Origin of the sequence: Paraburkholderia sp. GAS348 (assembly GCF_050434205.1) — a bacterium.
In the GTDB taxonomy this organism is placed as follows: domain Bacteria; phylum Pseudomonadota; class Gammaproteobacteria; order Burkholderiales; family Burkholderiaceae; genus Paraburkholderia.
In genome coordinates this window covers 280649-292350 of sequence record NZ_JBNPVT010000006.1, presented here as the reverse complement: position 1 = coordinate 292350, position 11702 = coordinate 280649, and the positions used below count along the sequence as shown (strand labels likewise).

The 11702-nt window shown below is 62.0% G+C and carries 7 protein-coding genes; 3 read left to right on the top strand and 4 right to left on the bottom strand.

From position 1 onward, the window contains the following. Positions 1-30 precede the first annotated feature (30 nt). The 3 genes from P3T22_RS13650 to P3T22_RS13640 form a co-directional block, all read right to left on the bottom strand. Positions 31-1302: an EmrA/EmrK family multidrug efflux transporter periplasmic adaptor subunit gene (locus tag P3T22_RS13650; RefSeq protein WP_063495755.1), complete on the bottom strand. Its 1272-nt coding sequence runs from the start codon at positions 1300-1302 to the stop codon at positions 31-33. Between the two features lie 76 nt (positions 1303-1378). Then, the gene (locus P3T22_RS13645; protein WP_429325231.1) at positions 1379-2902 is read right to left on the bottom strand and encodes an efflux transporter outer membrane subunit; all 1524 of its coding nucleotides are present in this window, start codon (positions 2900-2902) and stop codon (positions 1379-1381) included. A gap of 48 nt (positions 2903-2950) precedes the next feature. Then, the gene (locus tag P3T22_RS13640; protein ID WP_429325230.1) at positions 2951-3469 is read right to left on the bottom strand and encodes a MarR family winged helix-turn-helix transcriptional regulator; all 519 of its coding nucleotides are present in this window, start codon (positions 3467-3469) and stop codon (positions 2951-2953) included. Between the two features lie 318 nt (positions 3470-3787). On the opposite strand from P3T22_RS13640, the gene typA reads away from it, so the two are divergent. After that, positions 3788-5614 (top strand): translational GTPase TypA, encoded by a 1827-nt coding sequence (gene typA / locus P3T22_RS13635; RefSeq protein WP_063495758.1) that lies wholly within the window; start codon positions 3788-3790, stop codon positions 5612-5614. Between the two features lie 160 nt (positions 5615-5774). On the opposite strand, the gene P3T22_RS13630 is transcribed toward typA, so the two are convergent. After that, complete coding sequence (locus P3T22_RS13630; protein ID WP_429325229.1) at positions 5775-6842, bottom strand: hypothetical protein; 1068 nt, start codon at positions 6840-6842, stop codon at positions 5775-5777. A gap of 449 nt (positions 6843-7291) precedes the next feature. Here P3T22_RS13630 and P3T22_RS13625 point away from each other — a divergent pair, with 449 nt between their 5' ends. Both P3T22_RS13625 and odhB read left to right on the top strand, forming a co-directional pair. Beyond that, the gene (locus tag P3T22_RS13625; protein ID WP_063495760.1) at positions 7292-10153 is read left to right on the top strand and encodes a 2-oxoglutarate dehydrogenase E1 component; all 2862 of its coding nucleotides are present in this window, start codon (positions 7292-7294) and stop codon (positions 10151-10153) included. Between the two features lie 141 nt (positions 10154-10294). Next, positions 10295-11569 (top strand): 2-oxoglutarate dehydrogenase complex dihydrolipoyllysine-residue succinyltransferase, encoded by a 1275-nt coding sequence (gene odhB / locus P3T22_RS13620; RefSeq protein ID WP_063495761.1) that lies wholly within the window; start codon positions 10295-10297, stop codon positions 11567-11569. Positions 11570-11702: the final 133 nt, after the last annotated feature.

Here is an 11702-nt window from a genome sequence, read left to right as displayed (position 1 = left end):
AAAAAAGCCTTCTATGAATCGTTTCGCCGCTTACATCAGCTTCGCAGCGGGCTTGGGGGCGCCGGCTTGAGTCGATTTCTGCGAGCCGCCGTTCGGACCCGCGTTTTCCGAAATGATGCGGGCGATTTCCGCGTCGGCTTCGTCGCCGTACTTGTCGAACACATTGGTCTGATAAACCGTGTTCGGCGCCTGGCCGAGCTGGCCGCCGTTGTCGTCCTTGATGCTGACGTCGGCTTGCATCGACAGGCCGATGCGCAGCGGATGCTTTTCAAGCTCTTGCGGGTCGAGCGCGATCCGTACCGGCAGACGTTGCACCACCTTGATCCAGTTGCCGGTTGCGTTCTGCGCGGGTAGCAGCGAGAACGCCGAACCCGTACCCGCCGAGAAGCCGACCACTTTGCCGTGGTACACCACCGATGAGCCGTACACGTCGGCCGTCAACTCGACCGGCTGGCCGATGCGCATGTGCTTCAGCTGCACTTCCTTGAAGTTCGCGTCGACCCACACACCGCCCAGCGGCACGATGGCCATCAGCGGGGTGCCCGGCGAGACGCGCTGGCCGACCTGCACCGAGCGCTTCGCCACGTAGCCCGTGACCGGCGCCGGCAGGTTGTTACGCGCGTTGGCCAGATACGCGTCGCGCACCTTCGCGGCCGCAGCCTGCACGTTCGGGTGATTCGCGATCGTGGTGTTGGCGGTCAGCGCACGGTTCGACGCCAGTTGTTGCTGGGCGGCGTCGACGGAGGCTTGCGCGCTCTTCACGGCGTCGCGGGCGTGCGAGATTTCTTCCGCCGACACGGCGCCGGTTTGCGCGATCGTCATGCGGCGCTTCAGGTCGTCCTGCGCGCGCGACAGATCGGACTGACGCTGGGCGACTTGTGCCTGGTATTGATTGTCGTCGGCGAACAGGCCGCGCACCTGGCGCACCGTCTGCGCGAGATTCGCTTCGGCTTGTTGGAGCGCGACGCGCGCGTCGGCCGGATCGAGCACGACGAGCGGGTCGCCGGCCTTCACGGTCTGCGTGTCGTCCGCGTTCACGGCAATCACCGTGCCGGTGACTTGCGGCGTGATCTGTACGACGTTGCCGTTCACATATGCGTCGTCGGTGTCTTCGTGGAAGCGCGCGTCAAGGAAGTAGTAGAGGCCGTAGGCGAGCGCGGCGATCAGGATCACGATGACGAGCAGCGTCATCATGCGCTTGCGTTTGCCGCTGTTCGCCGGCGGTTGTTGTGCCGGTTGCGTCGGCTGTGGGGCCGGCTGAGTCGGCTGTGTAGTAGCCGCGGGCTGCTGGGTGGTGCTCATTGATGTGCTCCGGGTTCTCTCAAGCGTCGTCATTTATTCGTATGTTCGTGCAAGTGTGGGTCGCGTCGATGTGGCTTCAGTTTGCAGCGGCGGTCGCGGCGGTGGCCGATGCCGCGGCGGCCGATGCCGGGGCATCGGCCGGCACCACGAGGCCGGTCTGCGTTGCATCGAAACCGCCGCCGAGCGCCTTGATGAGGCCGATCTGCAGATCGCGGCGGCGCATCTTCAGGCCCGTGACCGTCTGTTCGGCGGCAAGGCGGTTCTGGTCGGCGGTCAGCACCTGCAACTGCTCCGACAAACCGGCCTTGTAGCGGATCACTGCCAACTGATAGGCCTTGGTCGACGCGTCGAGCGCGCGCTGGGCGTCGCCCGATTGCTGGTCGATCGAGCGGATCGACGACACTTGCGTCGCGACATCCGAAAGCGCATTGATCAGCGTCTGGTTGTAGTTCGCCACATCGAGGTCGAAGTCTGCGTAGCGGCCCTTCAGCTGCGAGCGCAACGCGCCGGCGTCGAAGATCGGCAGGTGAATTGCCGGGCCGAACTGGATCTGCCGGCTTGCCGAGGTGAGGAAACGGCCCCAGCCGAACGCATCGAAACCGAAGCCGGCGGCAAGATTGACGTCCGGGAAGAATTCGGCTTTTGCTTCCTTCACATCGTGCATCGCGGCTTCGACCTGCCAGCGTGCGGCGACGATGTCCGCGCGGCGTGCCACGAGGTCGGCAGGCAAGTTGTTCGGCAGCACTACCGTGTCGCCGGTGGTCAGAACCGGTTTGGCGATCTGCAGGCCGCGATCCGGACCCTTGCCGAGCAGCGCGCCCAACTGATAGCGCGCCACGGTGATCTGGCCGTCGAGATCGGTCAGGTTCGCCTGGCTGGTCGCGATGTTGCCGTTGGCGGTTTCCCGTTCGACGTTGGTGTCGAGCCCGGCGGTTACGCGGCCGTTGGTGATGCGGCTGATGTCCTGGCGGTTGGCGATTTCGCGCGCGGCGATGTCGCGGAATGCGTACAACTGGGCGAGCTGGTTATAGGTGCTCGCCACGGAGGAGGCAAGCGTCACGCGCGCTTGCTGCATATCGGCTTCTGCGGCCTTTTCCTGCGACACGGCCTGGCCGAGGCGCTGGCGGTTCTTGCCCCACAGGTCCAGATCCCATGACGCGCTCGCCAGCACATTATTCTCGCTGTACCAGGTGCCGCCGTACGGCGGCGGGTAAAGCGCGTTTGCCGAGAACAGCTCGCGGTTCCATGAGTAGCTGCCGTTGACCTTCGGGTACAGCGCCGAGCGCGAGCTTTCAATGTACGACGAAGCCTTGGCGAGGCGTGCCTGCGCCTGCGCGATCGAGGGGTTGCCGTCCAGCGCTTCCGCGATCAGCTTCGGCAGTTGCGGGTCGCCGAACTGGTTGGCCCAGTCGAGCGACGGCCATTGGCCACCCTGGCCGGGCAAACTCTGGCTTGACTCGTACTGAGCCGGCGACGAGATCTGCTTGTCGCTCTTCATACCGAAGTAGTTCGCGCACCCCGTGAGGGCGAGCGCCGTCACCGCGGCGGCGACAGCGGCCCGGCTCGAAAACGCGGGCGCGGACAGGGAAAGGGATTTCATCGCTCGACTCTTGAGTGGAATGTAATGATGGACGCTGCAAGCAAGTTATTACGATTTGCTGTCAGGATTGCTTGCCGCATCACGGGTTAGACCCGTTGCCTGTTCACCGGAATTGACAAGCACGCGGCGCAGCATGCTCTTCAGGAAGCCCACCTCTTCCGGGGTGAAGCCGCCCAGAAGACTGTCCAGCACACCGTTGAAAATGGCCGGCATTTTGGCCGCGATCGCATCGCCTTCCGGTGTCAGCGCGAGTCGTACGACCCGTCGGTCCTCGTTGCTGCGCACCCTTGTCAGCAGGCCGCGCTTCTCCAGCCTGTCGACCAGACGCGTAACGGCGCTTGCGTCAATGCCGTATTCACGCGCCAGTTCGGCCGCCAGCAAGCATTTGCCGCTGGCCACCATGAACAGGATGCTGCCTTGCTGGCTGGTGATGCCCAGTTCAGCCATGCTGCGCTGGGTGACCAGGTTCGACACGGTCGATTTCACCCGCGAGATCAGATAGCCGACGCTTTCGCCTAACTGGTATTCGCTGACGACTGAGTCGGGTGTGGAGGACGGATCCGTCATGATTCTCGTGCGAATGCAATGGTTGACTAGGCAGGATTATAGACAGCGGTTGATTGACGCGGCAAGCGTTATTGCAGCTTAGGCAAGGAACTCTTGCCGCTCAAGACACAATGCGCGCAGTTTTGCGTAGGGTATTGCTGAGGTATGGCGAGTTCATTTCCTACGCACCGCTGCATGGAGGATGGCGGGGTTATCAGGGAATACCAGAAAGCTTCATTTGGGCGTGCTATAATGTTGGGTTCCCAAAAGTGCGCTTTGGGCTTTGTTGGCTTCGTACACAATGCTGCTGCTGGCGCACTCAACTGTCTCCAGGTTCCTATGACTCGCGCCCTACGCAACATCGCCATCATTGCTCACGTCGACCACGGCAAGACCACGCTCGTCGACCAGCTGCTCCGCCAGACCGCCACGTTCCGCGACAACCAGCAGGTTGTCGAGCGCGTGATGGACTCGAACGACATCGAAAAGGAACGTGGCATCACGATTCTTTCGAAGAACTGCGCGGTCGAGTACGAAGGCACGCACATCAACATCGTCGACACCCCGGGCCATGCCGACTTCGGCGGTGAAGTGGAGCGCGTGCTGTCGATGGTCGACTCGGTGCTGTTGCTGGTCGACGCAGTCGAAGGCCCGATGCCGCAAACGCGCTTCGTGACCAAGAAGGCGCTGGCGCTCGGCCTCAAGCCGATCGTCGTGATCAACAAGGTTGACCGGCCGGGCGCGCGGATCGACTGGGTGATCAACCAGACCTTCGACCTGTTCGACAAGCTGGGTGCAACCGACGAACAACTCGACTTCCCGATCGTCTACGCATCGGGTCTGAACGGCTACGCCGGCCTGACGCCTGATGTGCGCGAAGGCGACATGCGTCCGCTGTTCGAAGCCGTGCTGCAACACGTGCCGGTCCGCCCGGCCGATCCGGCAGCGCCGCTGCAACTGCAGATCACGTCGCTGGATTACTCGTCGTACGTCGGCCGTATCGGCGTCGGCCGCATTACGCGTGGCACGATCAAGCCGGGCATGGCTGTCGCCGTGCGCTCGGGTCCCGATGGCGCGATCCTGAACCGCAAGATCAACCAGGTCCTGTCGTTCAAGGGTCTGGAGCGCGTGCAGGTCGACTCGGCTGAAGCCGGCGACATCGTGCTGATCAACGGTATCGAAGAAATCGGTATCGGCGTGACCATCTGCGCGCCGGAACAGCCGGAAGCGCTGCCTATGATCACCGTCGACGAACCGACCTTGACGATGAACTTCCTCGTCAACTCGTCGCCGCTGGCCGGCCGCGAAGGCAAGTTCGTCACGAGCCGTCAGATTCGCGACCGCCTGATGAAGGAGCTGAACCACAACGTGGCGCTGCGCGTGAAAGAAACGGGCGACGAAACCACGTTCGAAGTGGCGGGCCGCGGCGAGCTGCACCTGACCATTCTGGTCGAAAACATGCGTCGTGAAGGCTACGAGCTGGCCGTGTCGCGTCCGCGCGTGGTGATGCAGGAAATCGACGGCGTGAAGCACGAGCCGTACGAAAACCTGACGGTCGACATGGAAGACGGCCACCAGGGCGGCGTGATGGAAGAGCTGGGCCGCCGCAAGGGCGAAATGCTCGACATGGCGTCGGACGGCCGTGGCCGTACGCGTCTCGAGTACCGTATTTCGGCGCGTGGCCTGATCGGCTTCCAGTCGGAATTCCTGACGCTCACGCGCGGCACGGGCCTGATGAGCCACACGTTCGACTCGTACCAGCCGGTCAAGGAAGGCGCGGTGGGCGAGCGTCGCAATGGCGTGCTGATTTCGCAGGACGACGGCGCGGCAGTGGCGTACGCACTGTGGAAGCTGCAGGATCGCGGCCGTATGTTCGTGTCGCCGGGCGAGCCGCTGTACGAGGGCATGATCATCGGCATTCACAGCCGTGACAACGACCTGGTCGTGAACCCGATCAAGGGCAAGCAACTGACCAACGTCCGTTCTTCGGGTACGGACGAAGCGGTGCGCCTCGTGCCGCCGATCCAGATGTCGCTGGAATACGCCGTTGAATTCATCGACGACGACGAACTGGTCGAAGTCACGCCGCAATCGATTCGTTTGCGCAAGCGCTACCTGAAGGAACACGAGCGCCGCAGCGCGAGCCGTAAGGGCGCTGTGGACTGATGGGCGCTGGCGCATTGAGGGAGCGATGTTCCTGAGATGCGCGTTGCGTGCATGACGAAAAAAAGCCGTTCCGGGCATGCCCGGAGCGGCTTTTTGTTTGGGTTAGATATCTGTGCGGGATTGCGTTTTCGGACGCCGGCCGGTTTTCACCGTGGCGCGATTAGAGTTCATCGTGTCCCAAGTGCGGGCGTTGCCCCACTTCCGGGGGCTCGCCCGTCTCATCGTCGGTACCGTGCCTGGAATGTGAGGTGTATGGTGGGTCGCCATGTCCGGGATTGGGAACGTACAGCCGGAGCAGATCCGGCGCAGCGTTGTATCCATCCTCGTTAAATGCTGTGTGCATGTAGTTTCGCAAGGCGGCTTCCGTATGCTGCCAGTCCGGGTATGTGAATACACCGTTGTTAGGATCGAAGATGGCATATCGAGATGCGTCGCCATGTGCATCGGACGGAAGGCGCTGTACTAGCAGTGCATGACCATGGCTCTGCGGAGCCTCGCCAGGACGTTGTACGCGCACGCCTATGTATGCGATCCCCCCGGGTGGCATGCCCGGCGAGGTACCCATGTTGTGTATAACACCGTCTGTGCGCTCCTCCTGCGTCGCCCCGCCTTGGGGGTTCCACTGCCGCGTTGTGGAACGGTGGTAATTGTTTAGTCCGAGGCTTTCCGGGCGGTCCTGGAAAGCTTGGATTCTGTCGAGCGTGCTTTGTGCTGCTGTTCCGCCGCCATTGATCTCGCTCCTTATGTAGGTGACCGCAGACGGTAAGTCAGTCGTCGCCCCCGCGGCACTTCGGTCAATGCGGCGCATTGTTTCGTGAATGATGCCGTCGCACGTTCCGCGCCCTTCCTCGCCCCGAGTCTCTTTTTTGTCGAATTGATCGAACGCCAGGTGCGACGATGCACCGTCTTTGAGAGCCTCGCCACCCCGGCATTCCCGGAATTCCGATTTCGCGCATGCGCCTAACGCTGCGCCGCGCTTTTCTCGGCTGAGTGTTTGGTCGGCGCTTGCGGCGTTTTTGCCGACCCCGTGCTGGGGAGGGGCGTTCGTGTTGGGAGGCGGCCTTACTGACTGGTCATGTGGCGTTGTTGCAGATTGATGTATGACATCGGATTCCGGGAAAATCTTGGGTTGAACGGGCCGCGCGTCCGCGGGCGGCGATATGTCTGCGAATGTGTCCGAAGGCATGGTCTGCGCGGATGTGCTCGTGTATTGGGTGTTAAATTCCATTGGCTGCTCCATCGAGGGTCAAAAGCCGCATGAAAGCGGACACCGTGCCGATACGCAGCGGTCTCGGCGATTCGAACTCCTTGGCGCCAATGCCGCCGCATATTGCGCACATTCAGTGTGTGGATAATTTCGCGGGCGAGGTGCTGAATAGATACGACGGCGGTGCGGTGCTCGCGGTTGGCGGGCCGATTGCAAGTGTTTGCCCCCGTTTCCCGCAGAAGACTGTTGCGAGGACTGGCAATACCCCTGAAAGCCCGTCGCCACGGGCTTGAGCGGCATTCCGTCTGCTATCTGCACTATCCGTTCTGTGATATGCTCCCTGGGTGCAAAGTTTTAGGTCCTTCCAAGCAAGACTTGATTCGCGCAATCCGCCAAACGGTCAGGCCGTGTCGCGGAAGGTTCTGTAACCCGCTATTTCTCGAGAAACTCGAAGAAAGGTGAGCGTAAAAATGATGAAGCAATTCCAGTCGAACTCTTATCTGTTCGGCGGCAATGCTCCGTACGTAGAAGAAATGTACGAAGCGTATCTCGACAATCCGGCGTCAGTGCCCGAGAACTGGCGCAGCTATTTCGACGCGTTGCAGAACGTCCCTGCATCGGATGGCAGCAATGCCAACGACGTGGCCCATGGCCCGATCGTCGAATCGTTTGCACAACGGGCCAAGGCTAACGCCTTCATCCCGCGCACGGCGGCCGGCGGCGAAGACCTCGCTACCTCCCGCAAGCAAGTCTATGTGCAGTCCCTCATCGGCGCATATCGCTTCCTCGGCTCGCAATGGGCCAATCTCGATCCCCTGAAGCGCCGCGAACGTCCCGCTATCCCCGAACTTGAACCCGCGTTCTACGACTTCACCGAAGCCGACATGGACCAGGAGTTCAGCGCCACGAATCTGTATTTCGGATTCGAGCGTGCGTCGCTGCGCGAGATCGTCAAGGCCCTGCGTGACACGTACTGCGGCACGATCGGCGCCGAGTACATGTACATCAGCGATCCGGAACAGAAGCGCTGGTGGAAAGAGAAGCTCGAGTCGATCCGGTCGACGCCGAGCTTCTCCAATGAAAAGAAGAAGCACATCCTGAATCGCCTGACGGCCGCTGAAGGTCTCGAGCGCTTCCTGCACACCAAGTACGTCGGCCAGAAACGCTTCTCGCTCGAAGGCGGCGAAAGCTTCATCGCGTCGATGGACGAAGTCGTGCGTCATGGCGGCGCTAACGGCGTGCAGGAAATCGTCATCGGCATGGCCCACCGTGGCCGTCTGAACGTGCTGGTCAATACACTCGGCAAGATGCCGGCGGACCTGTTTGCCGAATTCGAAGGCAAGCACGTCGACGACCTGCCGGCCGGCGACGTGAAGTACCACAAGGGTTTCTCGTCGGACGTCTCGACCGATGGCGGCCCGGTTCACCTGTCGCTCGCGTTCAACCCGTCGCACCTCGAAATCGTCAACCCGGTGGTCGAAGGTTCGGCGAAGGCCCGTATGGATCGCCGCGGCGACGACAGCGGCCTGCAAGTGCTGCCGGTGCAGATTCACGGCGACGCGGCTTTCGCAGGTCAAGGCGTCGTGATGGAAACGCTGAACCTCGCGCAAACGCGCGGTTACGGCACGCACGGCACGCTGCACATCGTTATCAACAACCAGATCGGTTTCACGACGTCGGACCCGCGCGACTCGCGTTCCACGTTGTACTGCTCGGACGTCGTCAAGATGATCGAGGCGCCGGTGCTGCACGTGAACGGTGACGATCCTGAAGCGGTCGTGCTGGCTACGCAGCTGGCTATCGACTTCCGGATGCAGTTCCACAAGGACGTCGTCGTCGACATCGTCTGTTTCCGCAAGCTGGGTCACAACGAGCAGGACACGCCGGCTGTCACGCAGCCGCTGATGTACAAGACGATTGCGAAGCACCCGGGCACGCGCGCGCTGTACGCTGAAAAGCTGGTGCAACAAGGCGTGATCACGGCGGCAGAAGGCGACGAATTCGTCAAGGCCTACCGCAAGGCGATGGACGAAGGCCATCACACGATCGACCCGGTACTCTCGAACTACAAGAGCAAGTACGCGGTGGATTGGGTTCCGTTCCTGAACCGCAAGTGGACCGACGCAGCCGATACGGCAGTGCCGCTGGCTGAGTTGAAGCGCCTCGCTGAGCGCGTCACCACGATCCCGGAAAACTTCAAGGTTCACCCGCTGGTCGAGCGCGTCATCAACGACCGTCGCGCGATGGGCCGTGGTGAAGCGAAGCTCGACTGGGGCATGGGCGAACACCTGGCATTCGCGTCGCTGGTCGCATCGGGTTATGCCGTGCGTCTGACCGGTCAGGACTCGGGCCGCGGCACGTTCACGCACCGCCACGCGGTGCTGCACGATCAGAACCGCGAACGCTGGAACGACGGCACCTACGTGCCGCTGCAGAACATCGCCGAAGGTCAGGCGAAGTTCACGGTGATCGACTCGGTGCTGTCGGAAGAAGCGGTGCTGGGCTTCGAATACGGTTACTCGACCGCGGAGCCGAATACGTTCGTCGCGTGGGAAGCGCAGTTCGGCGACTTCGTGAACGGCGCGCAAGTCGTGATCGACCAGTTCATCTCGTCGGGCGAAGTGAAGTGGGGCCGCGTGTCGGGTCTCACGATGCTGCTGCCGCACGGCTACGAAGGCCAAGGTCCGGAGCACTCGTCGGCACGTATCGAGCGTTTCCTGCAACTGTGCGCAGACCACAACATGCAGGTCGTTCAGCCGACCACGCCGGCGCAGATTTTCCACCTGCTGCGCCGTCAGATGATCCGCCTGTTCAGGAAGCCGCTGATCGTCGCTACGCCGAAGTCGCTGCTGCGCCACAAGGAAGCCGTGTCGGATCTGTCCGAACTGGCGAAGGGCGCGTTCCAGCCGATCCTCGGCGAAATCGACGAAGCGATCGAACCGAAGAAGGTCAAGCGCGTGGTGGCCTGCTCGGGCCGCGTGTACTACGACCTGCTGGCACATCGCCGTGAATCGAAGTCGAACGACGTCGCGATCATCCGTATCGAACAGCTCTATCCGTTCGCGCATAAGCAGTTCGAAGCGGAAATGAAGAAGTACGACAACGCGACCGAAGTGGTCTGGGTGCAGGACGAGCCGCAGAATCAAGGCCCGTGGTTCTACATCGAGCACCACCTGAAGGAAGGCATGAAGGACGGGCAGAAGCTGGCATACAGCGGACGTCCGGCTTCGGCCTCGCCGGCAGTCGGCTACTACGCGAAGCACTACGAGCAGCAGAAGGCGCTGATCGAAGGCGCTTTCGGCCGCTTGAAGAGCGCGTCGATCGCTAAATAAACACGAGAACCGAACCGGGAAAGCGCAGGGCGCTTTCCCGTGCCGCGTCCGAGTGATCATTCACGGCATTCGAGGTTCGCAGGCGGTCGTCGAGTACATAGATCGCGCGCCGTCACCCGATACGTATTCAGGATATTCATAATGGCTATTGTTGAAGTCAAAGTTCCCCAGCTTTCCGAGTCAGTCTCGGAAGCCACCATGCTGCAGTGGAAGAAGAAGCCCGGTGAGGCTGTTGCACAAGACGAAATTCTCATCGAAATCGAGACCGACAAGGTCGTGCTCGAAGTGCCGGCACCCTCTGCCGGCGTGCTCGCACAAGTGATCTCGAACGACGGCGACATCGTCGTTGCGGATCAGGTGATCGCCAAGATCGATACCGAAGGCACGGCAGGCGCCGCTGCTGTCGAAGCCGAAGTGAAGCCGGCGCCCGCCGCCACATCGGCACCGGCTGCTGCTCCCGCCGCTCAGGCTGCATCCGCAACGGGTGCGAACACTGCTGCTTCGCCGGCTGCCGGCAAGCTGATGGCCGAGAAGGGTCTGGGCGCAGGCGACGTCGCCGGCACGGGCCGCGACGGCCGCATCACCAAGGGCGACGTGCTGAGCGCAGGCGCACCGGCTGCCAAGGCTGCCCCGGCACCGGCTGCCGCACCGAAGGCTGCCAAGCCGTCGCTGCCGGACGTCAAGGCGCCGGCATCGGCCGACCAATGGCTGAAGGACCGCCCGGAACAACGCGTGCCGATGTCGCGTCTGCGTGCGCGTATCGCCGAGCGTCTGCTCGAGTCGCAGCAAACCAACGCCATCCTCACCACGTTCAACGAAGTGAACATGGCGCCGGTGATGGACCTGCGCAACAAGTACAAAGACAAGTTCGAAAAGGAACATGGCGTGAAGCTGGGCTTCATGTCGTTCTTCGTGAAGGCGGCTGTTCACGCGCTGAAGAAATACCCGCTCGTAAACGCGTCGATCGACGGTAACGACATCGTTTATCACGGCTACTTCGACATCGGCATCGCGGTCGGTTCGCCGCGTGGCCTGGTGGTGCCGATCCTGCGCAACGCAGATCAGCTGAGCCTCGCCGAAATCGAAAAGAAGATTGCTGAATTCGGCCAGAAGGCCAAGGACGGCAAGCTGTCGATCGAAGAAATGACGGGTGGTACGTTCTCGATCTCGAACGGCGGTGTGTTCGGCTCGATGCTGTCGACGCCGATTATCAACCCGCCGCAATCCGCGATTCTGGGCGTGCACGCCACGAAGGAACGCGCTGTGGTCGAAAACGGCCAGATCGTGATCCGTCCGATGAACTATCTGGCGCTGTCGTACGACCACCGGATCATCGACGGTCGCGAAGCAGTGCTGTCGCTGGTCGCGATGAAGGATGCGCTGGAAGATCCGGCTCGCCTGCTGCTCGACCTGTAAGCGCCGGTTCGGCCCGGGCCGGCTTGTCATCGCGCAAGCCGGCCCCACCTAAGCAGCACGTCTTTCGCATTCCGCAGTATTGGAACGACGCCCGCCACGAAGCGTGGCCGCGCGTCGCTCCGTCATCAAAAGG